Annotated in this window: 14 protein-coding genes and 1 pseudogene; 12 read left to right on the forward strand and 3 right to left on the reverse strand. The window is 54.7% G+C overall.

Translation table 11 applies throughout. The features are described 5' to 3' along the window. Window positions 1-8: 8 nt before the first annotated feature. The 10 genes and pseudogenes from VFO93_RS17585 to VFO93_RS22395 all read left to right on the forward strand — a co-directional run. Window positions 9-302 (forward strand): transposase, encoded by a 294-nt coding sequence (locus tag VFO93_RS17585; protein WP_325135689.1) that lies wholly within the window; start codon window positions 9-11, stop codon window positions 300-302. A gap of 471 nt (window positions 303-773) precedes the next feature. After that, window positions 774-2,093 (forward strand): hypothetical protein, encoded by a 1,320-nt coding sequence (locus VFO93_RS17590; RefSeq protein WP_325135690.1) that lies wholly within the window; start codon window positions 774-776, stop codon window positions 2,091-2,093. A gap of 44 nt (window positions 2,094-2,137) precedes the next feature. Further along, window positions 2,138-4,114 (forward strand): SIR2 family protein, encoded by a 1,977-nt coding sequence (locus VFO93_RS17595; protein WP_325135691.1) that lies wholly within the window; start codon window positions 2,138-2,140, stop codon window positions 4,112-4,114. 10 nt (window positions 4,115-4,124) lie between these two features. After that, complete coding sequence (locus VFO93_RS17600; protein ID WP_325135692.1) at window positions 4,125-4,805, forward strand: recombinase family protein; 681 nt, start codon at window positions 4,125-4,127, stop codon at window positions 4,803-4,805. 221 nt (window positions 4,806-5,026) lie between these two features. Then, window positions 5,027-7,258 (forward strand): class I SAM-dependent DNA methyltransferase, encoded by a 2,232-nt coding sequence (locus VFO93_RS17605; RefSeq protein ID WP_325135693.1) that lies wholly within the window; start codon window positions 5,027-5,029, stop codon window positions 7,256-7,258. Then, entirely contained in the window at window positions 7,255-8,529 is a 1,275-nt protein-coding gene (locus VFO93_RS17610; RefSeq protein WP_325135694.1) for a restriction endonuclease subunit S, read from the forward strand. The genes VFO93_RS17605 and VFO93_RS17610 overlap by 4 nt, the downstream gene beginning before the upstream one ends. A 1-nt stretch (window position 8,530) precedes the next feature. Beyond that, window positions 8,531-9,817 (forward strand): AAA family ATPase, encoded by a 1,287-nt coding sequence (locus tag VFO93_RS17615; RefSeq protein WP_325135695.1) that lies wholly within the window; start codon window positions 8,531-8,533, stop codon window positions 9,815-9,817. Window positions 9,818-9,833: 16 nt separating this feature from the next. Further along, window positions 9,834-10,472, forward strand: a complete 639-nt coding sequence (locus tag VFO93_RS17620; RefSeq protein ID WP_325135696.1) for a retron system putative HNH endonuclease — start codon at window positions 9,834-9,836, stop codon at window positions 10,470-10,472. A gap of 3 nt (window positions 10,473-10,475) precedes the next feature. Further along, window positions 10,476-13,532: a type I restriction endonuclease subunit R gene (locus VFO93_RS17625; RefSeq protein ID WP_325135697.1), complete on the forward strand. Its 3,057-nt coding sequence runs from the start codon at window positions 10,476-10,478 to the stop codon at window positions 13,530-13,532. 270 nt (window positions 13,533-13,802) lie between these two features. Further along, window positions 13,803-13,886 (forward strand): annotated as a pseudogene (locus VFO93_RS22395) (integrase core domain-containing protein); the annotation flags it as partial. 123 nt (window positions 13,887-14,009) lie between these two features. Here the strand turns inward: VFO93_RS22395 and VFO93_RS17630 are convergent. Further along, entirely contained in the window at window positions 14,010-14,600 is a 591-nt protein-coding gene (locus VFO93_RS17630; RefSeq protein WP_325135698.1) for a hypothetical protein, read from the reverse strand. Between the two features lie 633 nt (window positions 14,601-15,233). On the opposite strand from VFO93_RS17630, the gene VFO93_RS17635 reads away from it, so the two are divergent. Next, window positions 15,234-15,479, forward strand: a complete 246-nt coding sequence (locus tag VFO93_RS17635) for a helix-turn-helix transcriptional regulator (RefSeq protein ID WP_325135699.1) — start codon at window positions 15,234-15,236, stop codon at window positions 15,477-15,479. A gap of 239 nt (window positions 15,480-15,718) precedes the next feature. Further along, complete coding sequence (locus VFO93_RS17640; RefSeq protein WP_325135700.1) at window positions 15,719-16,672, forward strand: hypothetical protein; 954 nt, start codon at window positions 15,719-15,721, stop codon at window positions 16,670-16,672. 41 nt (window positions 16,673-16,713) lie between these two features. On the opposite strand, the gene VFO93_RS17645 is transcribed toward VFO93_RS17640, so the two are convergent. Beyond that, on the reverse strand, window positions 16,714-17,322 hold the full coding sequence (locus tag VFO93_RS17645; RefSeq protein WP_325135701.1) for a YdeI/OmpD-associated family protein: 609 nt from the start codon (window positions 17,320-17,322) through the stop codon (window positions 16,714-16,716). A gap of 100 nt (window positions 17,323-17,422) precedes the next feature. Continuing rightward, window positions 17,423-18,658, reverse strand: a complete 1,236-nt coding sequence (locus tag VFO93_RS17650) for an MFS transporter (RefSeq protein ID WP_325135702.1) — start codon at window positions 18,656-18,658, stop codon at window positions 17,423-17,425. Window positions 18,659-18,724 lie beyond the last annotated feature (66 nt).

The raw sequence follows: 18,724 nt of genomic DNA on the forward strand, positions 1-18,724 counted from the left end.
TTCTGGTCATGCGCCACTTCGAAGTAGAGTTAAGCGACACACAATGGCAGTTGATTGAACCGCTTACGCTTGGTCGGCCGGGTTTAAGTGGAGCAACAGGCCGAGATAATCGTTTATTCGTAAACGCTGTCCTCTACCGCACCCGTTCTGGTATTCCTTGGCGCGAACTACCAGAACGGTTTGGAAACTGGAACACGATAGCTCGCCGCTTTCGTCGCTGGGCAATGGCTGGAGTCTGGCGGCCTATATTCATAGCCGCGCAGGTGCGCAATTATGAATATGAATGGGCACTAGACTATTAGAATAATACCAAGTGTACGCCTCCCTATTCAATAAGCAGATGGTAGTATCTTTATTACTTAACAACCATCGCTAAACTGTCCAGTTTTTGGGGAGTAGTATACTTCAGTTCAGCTAATGCCCGGTGAGCGGCCGACAGCTTCTTCAAAACGGCGCGGGTTTCTAGTTCAGCGGTTGGAGGTAAGGCGGATGGTTGCCACGTAGTCTGCATAGCTAAAGCGGCAAAGGCGGGAAGAAAAGTCCACGATGCGTTGTAAAGAAAACAGGTTTTTCTCTACAACGCATCAAGACCCGTGTACAAGAAGTAGGCGTTTTCTTTACAAAGGGTAGGCAATCGTCATCTGCTAGGATAGCTATCAGTAGCATGGCCGTCGTCGCTAATGTGGGGTTTTGGCAGAGGTAAAGAGTCAAGAACGACCGTCCTTGTCTTTTTACGCCGTAGCTTTCTGCTCATCTTTCAGCTTCGAATACCGATGAATGTTTCCTTCCTGCTAGGTGCCGGCTTCTCGAAGCCGGCTGGCTATCCCCTCGCTTTCGAAGTGAGTAATCTGCTGCTGCGCGTGCAGGCCAGCGGTATCGCCACACATACCGATGGTCAAGCTTGGTTACGACCGGAGTTTGTGGACCATCTGCACTCGGCGAATGCCGCAGCTCCCTTTGAGGACCCACGCGATGGATTCAGCTGGCCGGAGCGGGCAGGAGCCGATGCCCTGGAAGCCGTTTTAGAGGTGTATAGTCAGGACCACGACCTCTCTAACTACGAGGATTTTTACGATGAACTGGTGCAGTACCGACGACGTGACCCCACCCGGCTTACTGCCCCAGCATTTCAGACAGCCTACGAAAAGCGCAACCTGCATGCAGACCCGCAGCAGGAAGGTGAACGCCACATCGACCAGGCACTGGTTGGCGCTCATAATATTTTCGTGCAGTTGTTAGAGGGTGCGATTAAGCGGGACCCTTCAGCGGGTACACCAGTTGCGGGGGCAGCTTATGGGCGACTGGTGCAATTGCTGCGCACCCACGGCCAGCCATCCAGGCATTGGTTCAACGAGTCTGCCTCCCGCCACCAGTTTTATCTACATACCCTTAACCACGACGTATTTCTGGAAGGCCTGTTAAATGATGAGGCCTACTACAGCGCTGTCGACTACAGTGATGGGTTCAGCGAAATGGGCTCTCCTTATTACGGACGGCTGGAACTGACGTCAGATTTTCCCAGACAGTTCCGGCAATGGCCTCCCTACGCCCACGTTCGGATACCGCAATATACCGGGCAGTACGAGGGACCCATCCATTTACTAAAGCTGCACGGGAGCCTCGATTACTGGAGCTTCGGGGTCGAGGCCAACGACCAGGGATTATACGAGCCGCAGGTGGTCAAAAAGCAACCCTGGCTTGACTACCTGCGGCTCAACCGGGAAGTAGAGCGTGACGGAAAGCTGATTTATCGCAATGACTTCACGAACTACTACTCACTGTTTCTGACCGGTACCACTGCCAAGCTGGAACAGTACGACGACCCTATTCTCTTTCAACGGCTCCTCACGCGCTTCGCTCAGAATCTCGCTCAATCCGACTTACTGGTCATCATTGGGTATGGTTTCCGGGATAGTGGCATCAACGAATACATTCTGCCCTTCTTGCAGAACCAGACCAAACGCGTGATTGTCATCGGGCGCGACCTGCCCGCCTGGTTCCCGGCTGTGCAGCCTGATATGTTCAGAACCGGGGGGCTGGAGGGCTATGACTTTGCGGAGCTGGAAGCTTTACTCACCGCAGAGATACCGTAAGGCTTCTCTGTATAGAAGTCAGCACTACTTATTACTTGCCCATTATGGACAAAGAGACGTTATTCAAAGCTATTCTGCGCCGCGAGGTGGTACTGTGGGCCGGCGCGGGATTTTCCCGATATGCAGGTTTCCCAATGGGGGCCGGCGTGGTCCGTCACCTATTTGATACGTTAAGCAAGCCGCAGCAGGAGCAGGTACGCTCGTTCTGCTCGACATTCGATGCGCAATGCTACCCCGCGATGGGGCTGCCAGCTTTCGCCAGTCTGTTCGTAAATCTACATCACGGGCAGCCTCATGCTCTGCGTCGGGAAATCTATAAGCTCTTCTCCGCGCGGCCTAAGTCACTGAAGACGCATCAGCAGCTGGCGCAGATTCCCTTTATTGAGCATGTCATCACCACCAACTATGATTCGCTCTTTGAGCAGGCTTACGGGACGGACAAACTCCACGTAGTGACTTCCGGCAAGCAACTGCCTTATCAGGAATACGCCAAGACAACTTTATATAAGGTGCACGGCAGCCTGGAAAATCTGGACAGCCTGTTAATAACGGAGGAAGATTACCACGCCTTTTACGCCAAATCAGATAAGGTACTGTGGGCTTTCATCGAAAGCCTGATGGTAAGTCGTACCCTGCTGTTCGTCGGTTACGGTCTGGAAGACCCGAATGTGGTGGGGCTGTTTATACAGCTATTAGATGCACTTGGCGGCAACATGCGCAACGCCTACCTGGTAGCGCCCGGTCTGCATCCGCTTAACATAGACCGTCTGGCGCGTCGCAACGTCACGTATATTGATGCCACGGGGGAAGAGTTGGTGGAAGAGCTGCTGCAAAGTCTCAAGGACACTACGCTGCCGGCGGCCAGACAGGGGGGAATCGCGTTGGACCATACGGCGCAATTCCTACGCAACCTGGGTCTGCAACCCACTATTCAACCGACAGCCAGTGGCTTCGAGGTGACAGAGCTAAAAGCATTAGTTGGTAGCGCACACTACAAACTGGACTTTATGCTCAATCAGCTGGGACACGATATGTTTCGACAGTTCGAGCAGGGCGTGACCGGTCTTGCCCTGAAGCTGGATGCTACAGCACTACTGGCCTGCGACTGGAAAGTGGAGGGTATCAATATGGGGATTGATATCAAGACGTTGTGGGTAGTACGAACGCCGCAACTGAAAAAAACAGTGGACATTGAATTCAGCGGCGGACTTGTTATTCCAGATGTTTCCTTGAGCATCTACGGTGGTAAAGAGGTAATCACGCTGTTAGCTTATACGCCGCGCACGAAACTGACAATCAGTATTCCAGCTAAAAAAATGACTGAGCGTGGCTTTGAGTATTCCCTAACGCTAACCCGCCGGCAGGACTATTATGATTCAGTTGAAAGTGGTTTGGAGCATAGCCGGCTCATGCAAGCGCTAGGAAGACGGGAGGCAATCACCTGCTACGAAAACGGGAACGCAATCTGGCATAATGAGCAAGGGGAAGCAAACATGCTTCTGCGTGATGGAGAAAATCTGGAAAAGCTGATGCTGGCTTTACAGCGCATAGAAAAGACATTCGGCATTCGCTTCCGCCGCTTCCTTCTCAGTAACCAGGATGCCAGGGTAATTCGCGAGCTTGACCAGGTACTAGGTATGGAATCTCACCTCGACACCTGGACTGGTCATATCGACCTCACCATTGCTCCCAAGGAGCAGGCAGAGATGCTAGAAGCCCTGAGAAAGGGATTTGATTGCATCGCAGAGATGAACCATAAGCAGGCATTTGATTTGATGGGCTGGCAGTTGGAAGTAGCTTACAAGACGATGCGCCGTTTAGTGGGTACGAAAGTCAGAAAAGTGAAAAAGGACTTCTACCGGCTTACAAGTGTCAAGAAACAATTGGAGACTTACTATACTGAAGGGCAGAAAGCTAGTGTAGTGAAACAGGGTATACCACAGTCCATTCAGTCTCCTCCTACCGTCGAACTGCCCGATGAAGTAGCCCAGCAGCTGCTTAACAAAGCAAAGCTGGCTTAGAACAATCCGCATGGACTACATCCTCTATTTACGTGCCTCGACGCAACGCCAAGGTCAGAGTGGCCTGGGCCTAGAAGGCCAACGCCTCATCGCGCACCGCTTTTTGCAGCCAAGCGACCGTATCCTCAATGAATTTATTGAAGTAGAAAGCGGCCGCAAAAACGACCGGCCCGAGATGGCCAAAGCTATTCTGGCGGTCCGGCAGTCCGACGCGACTCTGCTGGTAGCGGAAATGTCCCGTCTGGCTCGTAGTGTCTATTTCACTTCCAAGCTGATGGAAGAAAAGGTGCGTTTCAGGGCCTGTGACCTTCCCCACGCCGACGAGTTTACCATTAACATTATGGCTTCGGTGGCGCAGAAGGCCGCCAAGGATATTTCGGATAGTACGAAACGAGGGTTAGCCGCAAAGAAGGCCAGGGGCTTCCAGCTAGGGAATCCGCAAAATTTCACACAGGCGAGCCGCCTGCTGGGAAGCGAAACCGTCCGACGTAACGCCCAAGAGAATACTGCTAATAAACAGGCTCGACGGTTAGCCACGCTAATGCGGGAGAATGGCTACACGCTGGAAACTATCGCTCAGGAGTTAAACGCGAATGGTTACATGACGCGAAGAGGTAAAAAGTTCTTCAAGAGTACGGTGCGATTATTACTATTAACCAAGTCAGTTTCATCATCTATAGCTATTTGTTAATCAACTCTAAAGTGAAGTCTACTAAAAATTATTTCTTAATAAAGTGTGCATTCGAAAACCAAGTGTTCATTCTACAAATATAAAAATAGTCATACCCACATAAAATTATGCCAGATGGTCGGTCTTGTGGTGCACATAGCTGAGTCACCAAGTTCTGGATTGGCTTTAATCCATCTAATTAGCCCTTCTATGGGTACTTTTACTTCTTTTTAAAGTGAATTATGCCCTCTCACCAGGAACTCAGCAACCATATTTGGCAAGTAGCTGACCTCTTGCGCGGGCCCTACCGTGCCCCACAATACGAGCGTGTCATCTTGCCGCTCATCGTACTACGACGCTTCGACTGCGTGCTCGATGACACTCGTGTAGCCGTGCAGGCCGAGTTTGACCGCCTTGACCAACTGAATAAAGCCGCCGAAGCCCGCGGGGCTGAAAAGCTGCCTTACCCACCTGAAGCGCTGGATGCCATCCTAAACCATAAAGCTGGTCGACCTTTCCATAATCACTCAAAGTTGGATTTTGCCAGCCTCGCGGCTGACCCTAACAACCTCAATACTAACATTAAGCATTATCTGCGCTCGTTTTCGGCCAATGTGCAGCGCATTTTCAAAAACTTCGATTTCGAGAAGGAAATCGATCGAATGGAAGAGGCACATATCCTCTATCTAATCGTGCGGCAGTTCATGCATCTCGACTTGCATGTGGATAAGGTAAGTACTTATGAGATGGGACTGCTATTTGAGAATCTCATTCGACGATTCAATGAGGCCGCCAACGAAACAGCAGGCGACTACTTCACGCCTCGCGATGTAATTCACTTGCTCGTTGACCTGCTACTCACGCCTGACGATAAGTTGCTACAAGCGGCTGGCGAAGTGCGTACCCTACTTGACCCCACCTGCGGCACTGGTGGAATGCTCTCCGAAGCCCAGCACCACGTGCGTAAGCTCAACCGCGATGCTCACTTTTTGGCATACGGGCAGGACTTCAATCCCCGTGCCTACGCTGTAGCGGCATCTGACTTTCTTATCAAAAATGAGAACAATCCCAAGGCTCTGCTGGAAAAGGAAAATGTGCGCCTCGGCGACACGCTCACCGATGACCAGTTTGAGGGCCAGCGTTTTAATTACTTTTTGGCCAATCCGCCCTTTGGACTAGACTGGAAGAAGCAGCAGAAAAAGGTGCAGGCCGAGCACGACCGTAAGGGCTTTGAGGGCCGCTTTGGTGCCGGACTGCCGCGCATCAACGACGGCTCGTTCTTGTTCTTGCAGCACATGATTAGCAAGTTCGAGCCCTACAATCCAGCTAAGCAACAATTTGGCTCGCGGCTGGCAATGGTGTTCAACGGCTCACCCCTGTTTAGCGGTGGAGCTGGCTCGGGCGAGAGCAACATCCGTAAGTGGATAATTGAAAACGACTGGCTCGAAGCTGTGGTAGCCCTGCCCGACCAGTTGTTTTACAACACCGGCATAACCACATATATTTGGGTACTCACTAACCGCAAGGAGGAAAAGCGCCGCGGTAAAGTGCAGCTCATTGACGCCCGCACCAAGTCTGTGAAGATGCGTCGTAGCCTGGGCAGCAAGCGCTATCGCATTGCTGACGGCAGCGAAGCAAACGAGCCTGACCAAGCCGCTGAAATCGTGCGTCTCTACGCCAACTTCGATCAATTCGAGAAGCCCGATGACCGAAAGTTGGTGCGTATTTTCCCTAACGAGGCCTTTGGCTACACCCGCCTCACCGTAGAGCGGCCCCTACGCCTACGCTTTCAGCTCACGCTGGAGCGCAAAAGCCGCTTTTTCGATGCCTGCCCCTACCTGCTCGACGATGTGCAGGCTGTGGAAAAGGCCGTGGGACTCGACCAGCAGTACGCCGATTGGAACGCCGTGAAGGACCGCATTGAGGCAACTTTGAAGCAGCGCGGCAGCAAGTGGCGCAAGCCTGAAATGAATCTGTTTAGGGCCGTGATGACTGACCGCGACCCACGGCCTGAAGTAGCTCCCGTTATTGCTGAAAATGAGGCGCTAGGTATACCGCGTAAGCTGACTTTAGCTGAACGCTATGCTGGTTGGCTGCCCGACCCCAAAGAAATTATACCAGGGCCCGACGAGCACCAACTTGGCCTATTCGATATGGTGGTGCAAAAGCGCATCCGATATGAAGCCGACCCCGAACTGCGCGACAACGAAAACGTGCCCCTGCTCCAGGCGGCCGCGCAAAGCCCCCACCAGACCCTAGCCCTCGACGTTCCAGCCCGCTACTTCGCCCGAGAGGTGTTGCCTCATGTACCCGATGCTTGGCTCGACCGCGAAAAAGACAAGTCCGGCTACGAAATCAACTTTAATCGCCACTTCTACACCCACAAGCCGCCCCGGCCCCTGGCCGAAATCGACGCGGACCTGAAAGCGGTGGAAGAGAAGATTATGCGGCTGCTAGCGGGGGACACAGTATGAGCACCGAATGGTTTGGCACCCTGCCACCACACGGAAACTGGCGTGCTGTGCGCTTGAAACGCTTGGTAAAATGGTGGACAATTAAAAAGGAATACGAAGAAGGCGAAACATACATTGGTCTGGAAAATATTGAACCATGGACCGGCCGAATTATTCCGAGCGAAGATGGGACGTTAACCCTTACAACTAGCGGCGAAACGACCAGCATCGGCGCTTTTTTCAAGCCGGGCGACGTGTTATTCAGCAAGCTACGGCCGTACCTAGCCAAAGCTTTTTTGGCTGACCGCGAAGGGCTGTGCTCGACGGAGTTGCTAGTATTAGAGCCTGGCCCGGACATTTGCGGCCGCTTTCTACTCTACGTATTACTAACACCGAGCTTTATTGACTTGGTAAATTCATCGACCTTTGGCTCCAAAATGCCACGGGCAGAATGGGATTTCATCGGCGACATTCCGATACCCCTGCCGCCCCTACGCCAGCAACAACATATAGCCGAGTTGCTGGACCTCGAAACGGTCCGCCTCGACCAACTTGTGGCAGCTAAACAAACGCAACTTGAGTTGATTGCCGAAAAGCGTCGCGCCCTCATCACCCGCGCCGTTACACAGGGACTGGATGTTGCGGCACCACGCCGCGCCACGTGGCTGCCATGGCTGAGGGAAGTGCCAGCAGGTTGGGAAGTTTTCAAAATCAGCCATCTGTTCGAGAGTAGTAGCGGAACGACTCCAAAGGCAGATGAATTATCCTACTATGAGGGCGCCATACCGTGGGTTACTACTTCCGAATTGCGCGAAAACATAATTACAAGCACCAGCAAACAGGTCACTGCTCTGGCAATGGCTGATTACTCCGCCCTGAAATTACATCCAGTAGGTAGCTTAGTAATTGCCATGTACGGAGCGACAATTGGCCGAGTCGGCATTCTAGGTATTGAGGCCACTGTTAATCAGGCTTGCTGTGTATTGCTGCCTAGCCGCCAGTGTTTAGTAGGATTTGCTTTCTACTGGTTTCAGTCAGCCCGTGACTTACTTAATGTTCTAGCTGTAGGTGGTGGACAACCTAATTTGAGTCAGGAAATCATTACGTCACTTCACCTAGGACTACCTCCCTTAGATGAGCAAGCTGCTATTGTCTCTTACATTGAAGCCGAATTGAAGAAGCTCGATGACTTATATGAAACTACCGAAGACAGCCTAAAACTTATGCAAGAGAGACGAGCGGCACTGCTTACAGCAGCGGTAACGGGGGAACTGGACGTAACGACTGCCTGACATGAAAATAAAAAGCATAACCCTGGAAAACATGCGTGCTTTTGAAAAAGCCACGTTTGAGTTTGGCCACGGAATGAATCTGATTGTTGGCGTCAACGGAGTAGGTAAGTCCACCGTGTTGGATGCGTTGCGTATCTGCTTTTCGCGAGTATTACCGATGTTTTCAGTGCCAGTGGGCAAGCCCATTCCAATTGATGGGGCCGATATTCGCAGCCGCGCTAGTGGCCTATACCTTAAGCTAGTGTTAGAAATAGAAGGTATTGATTTTGTTTATCAGCTTGATTTTCCGCGACTTCAATTTGAAGAAGTAGCAGAGAATAAGGGCAAGGTGCGAGGCCAAACTAAAGCCACACCGAGAAACGAACTGCTAGAGCCTCCAGCTAAAGCGTTGCAATACGAACGTGAACATCACTTATTCGAAACGCCACCGTTGTTGGCCGTTTATTTCTCGCCGCGCCGCTCCTCAATGGTCCGGCGGCTTAGTTCGAAGCTGCCCACCACACGGCAGATAGAGGAAGAACCAACCGGCTTTGACCGGGCGCTGCTGGCCCGCGAGCTAAATCTGAGCGACTTTACTGACTGGTGGTTTCGGGCGCGGCAACTGTCTTCGCCCTGGGGCGACGTGCAACTGCATGCCTTGGAGCAAGCAATGCAAACCTTTTTGAGCGACTACCACGATTTGAAGCCAGGCGGAACAAACGGGCTTTATATTAAAAAAGGCCGTGTAATGCTGGACGTGGCCCGGTTGTCGGACGGCGAGAAAAGCGTGTTGGCTTTGGTAATAGAGTTGACCCGACGTTTGTCGCAAGCTAATCCGAATGTAAAAGACCCTTCGGTTGAAGCTGGGGCTGTAGTACTCATTGACGAGTTGGATTTGCACCTGCACCCGCTTTGGCAGCGAGAAATCGTGGAAAAGCTAACGCGCACGTTTCCGAAGTGCCAGTTTATTTGTACAACGCACTCACCACAAATAATTGGCGAGGTTATCCCCGAGCGGGTGACGTTTATCACTGCTGCCCACGAGCCAGCTAAGGAAGACCAAACTAAGGGGTTAGAATCCGGCTGGATTTTGGAAAATATGATGGGTGCGCCAACTCGCAATGAACGCACGAGAAAGCTAATTGCTGCTGTGGAGGATGCAATAGACGATGAAAATTTTACGGAAGCCCGCAAGCAATTAGCGGTGCTGCGTGACGAAATCCGCGGCTCTGACCCGGAAACAGTTCGTTTAGGAACCATGATTAATACCTTGTCTTTGCAAGACGATGAGACGGATACAGAAGACTAGCCCGCCGCAGAAACTGATGCAATGGACTAACGTAACGAAGGATTTACCTAATTTCAATTACGAGTCGATTGACCAAGACACTAGAGAAGCAGTATTGAAAGCCTTGGTGAAAGAGCAAGGCGGCTTGTGTGCATACACAGGCCGGAGCATTACCGCTAAAACGTGTCACATTGAACACGTATTGGCTCAAACCCACTGTAAAAAACGTGGACTACATGAAGATGTGAGCTACTACAATATGGTGGCTTGCGTGCCCAAACCAAACACAACGCTAGCCTACGGTGCCATTCCCAAAAAATCTTGGCCCGACCCAGATAAACCTGACCAAGTTGATAAGTTTGTGTCGCCGCTTAGTGATGATTGCGAACGGCGTTTTGTATTCAGGTACAGCGGTAAAGTTCATCCAGCCGAAGGTGGTGGCAAAGAAGCTGCGGCTGAAACCATTAAAAAACTGTGCCTAGACAACGCGGCGCTTATACGGCTTCGACAAAGTGCTATTCTGAGCGCGTTGAGTCCTAAAGGTAAACCATTGCCTCTTTCTCATGTGAAACAACGATTGCGGCAATTGGAAACTCAAACCGGCGAGCAGGAGGAGTTTTGCTTTGTACTGAAGCAAGTATTACGGCAACACATAGCATCTCGCGAGGGCAAGTAATCTATGAGTACCATCCAAACCTCCGAAGCCGCCTTCGAGTCCGTCATCGAGGCCGATTTACTAGCGGCGGGCTACCATGTCCTGCCGGCGGCGGGCTACCGGCCGGGGCGGGCCTTGTTCGAGGCGGAGGTACTGGATTTTATCGCCCGTAGCCAGCCGCGCGAGTGGGCCAAGCTTGGGCAGCTATTAGGCGACCGGCGGGGCGAGCAGGTGCTGGAAGACTTGGCGCGCTGGCTCGACCAGCAAGGCTGCCTGGCCACCCTGCGCCACGGCTTCAAGTGCTACGGCCGGCTGCTGCGGGTGGCCTATTTCCGCCCTGCCCACGGCCTCAACGACGAACTGAGCGCCCAGTACACCGCCAACCGCCCCGGCATCACGCGCCAACTGCACTACGGCGTCCGCGACCATGGCCCCAGCCTCGACCTAGTTCTGAGCCTTAATGGGCTGCCCGTAGCTACTCTGGAGCTGAAGAATCCCTACACCGGCCAGACCGCCGCCGATGCCGTGCGTCAGTACCGGCATGACCGCGACCCTCGCGAACTGCTTTTTGAATTTAAGCGCCGCGCCCTCGTGCATTTTGCCGTCGACCCCGACATCGTGTGGATGACCACCCGGCTTGCCGGCGAAGCCACCCGCTTCTTGCCCTTCAACCGAGGTGATGCCGGCGGGGCCGGTAACCCACCTGACCTCGCCAGCGGGCAGCACCGCACCGCCTACCTCTGGCAGCACACCCTGCGCCCCGATTCGCTGTTGGAGTTGCTGGGCTCCTTCCTGCACCTGCAAACTGAGGAGCAGCGCGGTGACGACGGCCGCCGCGTGAAGAAAGAAACGTTGGTGTTCCCCCGCTACCACCAACTCGACGCCGTGCGTCAACTCGTGGCCGCCGCTCGGCAGGAGGGGCCAGGCCACAACTACCTCATCGAGCACTCTGCCGGCTCGGGAAAGAGCAATACTATTGCCTGGCTGGCTCACCAACTGGCTTCGCTGCATGATGCGCAGGAGCGCCGCGTTTTCGATACGGTGGTGGTTGTGACCGACCGCCGCGTACTTGACCAGCAATTGCAGGATACCATTTACCAGTTTGAGCACCGCCTGGGAGTGGTGCAGAAGATAGACGAAGACTCAGCCCAACTCGCCGAAGCCTTGGTCGGCGGGGTGCCCATCGTCATAACCACCCTGCAAAAGTTTCCCTACGTAACCCGGCAGTTAGCTAAGTTGGCCGAGCAACGCAGCGCGGCTACTCCCGATAGCGATGCGCTACCCGGCCGCCGCTACGCCGTGCTCGTCGACGAGGCACACAGTAGTCAGGGTGGCGACGCAGCCACCGAGTTAAAAGGCGTACTGGGTGGCACTGAACTGCGGGCTGAAGCCCGCCGCCGCGCTCAGGAAGAAGGCCAGCCCAACCTCGAAAAGCTGTACCAAGACCTGGCCAAGCGCGGCCGGCAGCCCAACTTGAGCTTTTTCGCCTTCACGGCCACGCCCAAGGGCCGTACAGTAGCCGTATTTGGGCGTGGGGGGCAACCCTTTCACCGCTATGTCATGCGGCAGGCCATTGAGGAGGAGTTTATTGTGGATGTGTTGCGGCACTATGCCACTTATGCTGCCTATTACAAGCTGTTGAAGGTGAGTGCCAACGACCCGTACGTGGTGCGCCGCCCGGCGGCCCACGCCTTAAGCCGCTATCTGCGCTTGCACCCGGCTAACGTAGCCCAGAAAACGGCCGTTATCGTCGAGCACTTCGAACACGTAGTGCGCCACCGCTTGGGCGGCAGGGCTAAGGCCATGGTAGTTACCAGTTCGCGACTCGATGCCGTGCGCTATAAGCAGTCCTTCGACCAGTACATCCGCGAAAAGCGGTACCCAATCAAGTCGCTTGTTGCCTTCTCAGGAGCTGTCCCTGACCCCGAATTGCCTGGCGTGAGTTATACAGAGCCAGGAATGAACGGCGGCCTACCTGAAAAAGCTCTGCCCGAAGCCTTCGCCACCCCTGATTACCAAGTGTTGCTAGTGGCTGAGAAATACCAGACTGGCTTCGACCAGCCCTTACTGCACACGCTCTATGTTGACCGCCGCCTCGACGGCATCCAAGCTGTGCAAACTCTCTCACGCCTTAATCGCCCGCACCCGCTCAAGGAAGATACCTTCGTGCTCGATTTTGTGAACGAGCCGGCTCACATCCAAGCCGCTTTCGCACAGTATTATGAAGGCGCTACTCTGGGCGAGTTGCCCGAGGCTGCTCGTCTGTATGAACTGCAAGCTACTCTGGACGCGGCCGGCATTTATCACCCTGAAGAAGTGGCGTCCTTCAAAGCTGTCTTTTTCAAACCAGGACTGCGCCAGAGTGTCGCCGACCACCGTGCTCTAAGCGCTTCCCTCGACCCCGCCATGGACCGCTACCGCGACTTGCGCCGTGACGAAGAAGCGTTGGCCTTGGCTTGGCGGAAGCAGGCCCAGGCCCTACTCAATCTCTACAGCTTTCTGAGTCAGATTATTCCCTACCAGGAGTCAGACCTAGAGACCCTATGTGCTTACCTGCGTCACCTGCTACCACGCCTGCCCAAGCGCGGCCCCGAAGCTACTTATGCCTTTGACGAAGAAGTACGCTTACAATACTTCCGGCTGCAAAAAATAGGCGAAGGGGCTATCGCACTGCATGGTGAACCAGCTACGCCTCTGCCTTTGCCATTAGCCACTGGCACCGCCACTGTGGCTGAGGAGCCACTGGCCTTCTCGCGACTTGTGGATATTGTGAATGAGCGGTTTGGCACCGAGTTCAATGAAGGCGACCAACTCTTTTTCGACCAGATTGCGGCTGTAGCCCTGCGTTCCGATGTACTTCAACAGGCTGCGGTCGCTAATTCAGCTGAGAAGTTTGCGCTCGTTTTCGGCTCACTGCTTGAAACCTTATTTATCGAGCGAATGGACCAAAACGTGGATATCTTCTCGCGATACATGAGCGATGGACAGTTTCAGGAGATGGTACGACACTTACTAGCTACGGACATTTATAAGCAGTTTCGACAGCAAGTTTCTGCTAAAGAATCAGTTATTATGAATTGATTAAGTATAGTATCAGTAAGTAACATTCGCCTGAGAACTGAGCAGGAACTCGCCTAGACAACGACGATACTCGACGCGTTTGACGACTATCACCATTCTAACCGGGACGGGTAGTACTGCGGCAATGCTTACCGCCAGCTGCTGCACGACCACGAAGCCCTACGCTCGCAGAGCCAACGCGGCGACTCCTATAATAACACGCAGGCCTAAAGCCTCTGGTCGCGCTTTAAAAACCAATTCCTCTAAGTCTGTGAACGACCTGTTTTTGTTGACTTAGCCGATGCCCAAGCCAGCGTCGCCGGTTATTTTGATTACTATAATCACGAACGCTTGCACTCGAGTACTGATTATTAAATACCGTATTATACTCATAAACAGCTACTTCAACCTAAGGCCTTAAACTGTCCAGTATAACTAGACCACCTCAATTTTACTCTTTGCCAATATCCGACACAGCAACGTGAAATGGCTGATGGGTTATTGCCCGGCGTTTTCCCGTTTGAGTCGGGCGGCGTCGCTGGCGGCCTGCGCATCGGCGTCTTCCACGCTCACTACGTCGAGTAGCTCGGCTGCCCCGGTAGGCAGGTTCCGTAACGAGTAGAAAGCTTGAGCTTTCTCTCCTGGCCAATGAGTACCCAACCCACGGCGCTCTCCCTTACCGAATAGATATTCGGCTTCTTTCTGCAAGGCTTGGCGACCAGCTCCAAAAGCGACTGCTTGAAACGAGATGAATTTATCGTCTCGGAAGGTATAAAAGACGTACTCTACTTCTTTCTTATGCTTGCCAAACCACCCGGCCTCAGGCTTGCTGGCTGGATAAGCGTAGCGCTTAGTACCAGGCGTGCCCTGGCCAGGCGTGAGCACCAGACCGGGGAATGCGCTCAGAGGCTCGCCAAACCGATGACCGGGAATACCATTGAGCGAGTCAACTTTTGTATTCGAGCTAACTTCGTCTGCTACAGTAGGAGCACTCCCTCTCGGTTCAGCGCTAGAGGAAGATTGAGAGCAACTGATAAGTAGGATGCCAGTGAACAGAGCTCCAATGGCTCTTAGGAAAAGGTGCGTCATAAGTAAAGGGGTGAAATAATAGAATCAGACCTCGTTTAGCGGTAAAGGAATCTTCGACTCAGAGTATGTGGCCATCAGTTGTTCCACAGCTAGGTTTACTAATGCTGACTTACTAACTCGCCGCCAGAAGCTTACTCGCTCTAGGCTTGTGAGCACATCCCCATGCAGTAAATAGGTTCTTTTAAATACATGAGGCTGGATTGTGGACTGTAGGAGGTCAGACTCTCTTTCCGGAACAGCTGATAGAGTCGCTGCTGCATAAGGCAGTGAGGAGACAGATACTATTGATGGATACCGTGTGTCGAAATATTGAGCTACCGCAGCCAGCCCCTCAGGTGTGAAGCTAATTTGGTTTGTTTCGAATACCAGAAGTGGCTGGAAGTAGGAGAATGCCTCATACCATTGCGACCACTCGATAGCTGCGTAAGCTGGTCCTAATGCCTCTTTTGCTACAATCAGAGCTTGGGCTAGTTGAGCCGGTGAAGCTTGGGCGTAGGGAACTATGGGCAAGTTGTGGGTAGATAACTGGTCCATTTGGCGCACCAGTGCTTAAGTGATGGCGCAATTTACGCCTTTTTTGTAGACTACTGACAACAACAGGCAATTATTGGATTCCAGTAGCTTGCCGTTGATATGAGCGGCGAACCAATTAAGGCATTTGGATTGGTCGTCAAGCAGATAAGAAAAGCTCAAGGTCTATCCCAAGAAGCGCTTGCTGACGAAGCCCATTTGGACCGAACCTTTATCTCTCAACTAGAAACAGGGAGTAAACAGGCTTCGCTAACCACTATTTTCCGTTTAGCTGCTGCCTTAAGGATGGAAGCATCTGACTTAATTCGACAGGTAGAAGAACATCTTCTCGCGTCTAAGAACGTTTGAGACTTGAAAGAAGGGTATGAGAATTACCCTTGCTCCAATGCATATCTGTCCGGATTCTGCCTCCAGCTAAGGCTAGTCACGCTTTATTTCATTTAATCAGGACTTGGTATAGTGTGCGCATACTGTCAAAGCAGTTGCCTCACACTGCGGTATTGGCCGGATACTGCTCTCTGCTTTTTCGCACCCGCAAAAGGATAATCTGCAATACAATTGATACAGACGTAATCAGCAGTTTATTTTTGCTCTCGCAAAATAACCGCTTCGAATTCAGCGGCCAGAACAACCTCGCGCTGGGCTTGCACTACAGCTACGTGTGGCGCAATCTATTGCTCTTTGGCGAGTCGGCGCGCAGCACGGGCGGCGGGCTGGGCACCGTGAACGGCCTGCTCGCCAGCCTCGGCCCGCGCGTGGATGCAGCCGTGCTGGTGCGGCACTACGACGCCAATTTTCATACCTTCTACGGCAACGCGCTCAGCGAAAACACGCGCAACATCAACGAAAGCGGGCTGTATTTAGGATTGAAAATCAGACCCGTGGCCCGGTGGGAAATCTCGACTTATCTCGACCAGTTCCGCTTTCCGTGGCTGCGCTACCGGGCGGGCGCGCCCTCGCGGGGCGATGATGCCCTGCTGCGCGTGGCCTTTACCCCATCCAAAACCAGCCTGCTCTACGCCCAGTACCGCGCCCGCCTCAAGCCCCGTGACCTGAGTAGCAGCCTGGGGCGGCCGGTGCCGCTGCCGGGCCAGCAGCTGCGCCACTCACTCTTGCTGTATTATGATACCCAGCCCACTACCCGCCTGGGTTTGCGCACCCGCCTGCAAGCCTCGCGCCTGCGCGACGACGATGCCCTGCCCTGGCGCAGCGGCTACGTGCTGAGCCAGGACGCCACCGTGCAGCTCGGCCGGCGGGTGGCGCTCACGGCCCGCTACGCCCTTTTCGACACCGACGACTACGACACGCGGCAGTACGTTTTCGAAACCGACGTGCTCTACGCCATTTCGGTGCCCGCGCTCTACGGGCAGGGCACGCGAGCCTACGCGCTGGCTCAATTCACTTTCAGCAAGCACTTTACCCTGTGGCTGCGCTACGCCAACACCAGCTACCGCCACCAAGCCACCGTGGGCTCGGGGCTGGAGGAAATCCGGGGCGCGGCCCGCTCCGAGGTGAAGGCGCAACTGCGGTACAGAATGTAAAACGGAGTGGCACTCCGTTTCTGCGCTGGCCAACATCCGATTTACGAAAGCTCCCCGGCCGCCTTCCGCCCGCCAAACTGCCTGGGCTTCAGCTGCTGCCCGGCCAGCTTCGCGATTTCGGCGATGCGCTTCTGGCGGGTTTCGGGGCGCTTGGCGAGCACTAGCCATTGCAGCAGATTGCGCTTGTCGGTTTTGCTCAGGCTCTCAAAAAAGCTAGTGGCACCCGGCCGGGCGTGCAGCGCGGCGGCTAGGTCGGGCGGAATTACCAGCGCCTCTACCTCGTCGAGCAGCGTCCACGAGCCGTTTTGCCTGGCGGCCTCGATGCGGGCCAGGCCGGCCGGGGCCATCAGGCCGGCGGCGGCGAGGCGCACTATTTTTTCTTTATTGACCCGCGACCACGCGCTACCGGGCTTGCGGCGGCAAAAAAACTGCATGTACTTATCCGCGTCGATGGGCTTGGCCTGGCTGTCTATCCAGCCAAAGCATAGCGCCTCGTCCACGGCCTGGCTCCAGGTGAGGCTGGGCACGCCGGTGTGCTTTTTATGGTAAATGAGCCAGATGCTCTGGTGGGTTTCGTGGTGCGCTTGCAGCCACGCCCGCCACTCGGCGGGGCTGCCGGGGCAGAAGGTCTCGGGTGCTGACTGAGCCATAAGCGGGTAATTAGAAAAGGGGCAACAACGCCCTAAACTAGCGCGGCAGCGTCCCACAACTCCTTACGCACTTGTTTGCTACCTTATCGTTTGGCCGCGCCTACACTAGTTCTTCGGGGCTGGCCACGGCCAGGGCTTCGGCCACCCGGGTTTCGGAGGCGGGGCCGGCGGGGGTAGCGCGCACGCCCAGCAGCAGGTAGGCCAGGGCCAGCAGCACGCTGGTGAGGCTGGCCGCGTGCACCCAGGGTAAATGCGCGGCCTGGTTGCTAAAGAGCCAGCCCGCCAGCAGCGCCCCCAGCCCGATGCCAACTTCCAGGGCAATGTACATGGTAGCTACGCCCCGGCCCCGGCGCTCGGGGTGGCTCAGGTCGATGGTCCAGGCGTAGAGCGTGGGCGAGTTCAGCCCCGTGCCGACCCCGAAAATGAGCGCCCCCAGCAAAAACACCGGCACCGACGGCGACCACACCAGCACCGCCAGCCCCAGCGCCAGCAGCCCCGACGACCAGCGCAGCACCGGCACCCGGCCGTGGGTGTCGCTGACCTTGCCCGCCACTAGCCGCACCAATAGCGAAGCCGCCGTGTAGCAGATGTAAAACAGCCCCTTGGTTGGCCCTACGAGGCCCAGCACGCGGCTTTGGTCGGGTATCACGGTGAGTACCGCGCCATACGGAAACAAGCATAGCAGCGTGGTGAGGGCCGGGGCCAGCACGCGCGGCTCGAAAATGTCGTTGCGCCAGTTCAGCTTCAGCAAAGCCGGGCTAAAGCGTCGGCGCTGGCTTTTGGGCAGCGTTTCGGTGAGGGTGCCCTGCACCAGCACCGACAGCAAGGCCGCCGCGCTGGAGCAGTAGAACATGACGTTCAGGGAAAAATGCTCGGCCAGCCACGAGCCGAAGGCCGGCCCGGCGGCCATGCCCAGGCTACCCGTCACGCCGAGCAAGCCCATCGCCTCGCCGCGCTTTTCGGCGGGCACGATGTCGGCCACGAAGGCGGCGGTAGCCGTGGGCTTGAAGCCGGTGCTGAAGCCGTGCAGCAGCCGCAGCAGCAGAAAGCTACTCACCGTGAGCGCCCACGGGTAGGCAAAGCCGCACACAAAGCACACCAGCGAGCCAAACACCATCACCGGAATACGCCCCACGGTATCGGTGAGCTTGCCCGAAAACGGCCGCGACACGGCCGCCGTGAGCGTAAACAGGGCAATGATAAAGCCCTTGTACTGGCCGCCGCCCAGCTGCGTGAGGTGGTCGGGCAACTCGGGCAGTAGCAGGTTGAAGGACAGGAAGAACAGAAACGACGAGAGGCACATCAGCCAAAAGCCGCGCGAATAAGAACCCAGCATAAGTAGTACAAAGGTCGGTAGTGGTGAGGGAGTAGGGATACTTCCGTCATGCTGAGCGGAGCGCAG

The organism is Hymenobacter sp., assembly GCF_035709525.1.
GTDB lineage: Bacteria > Bacteroidota > Bacteroidia > Cytophagales > Hymenobacteraceae > Hymenobacter.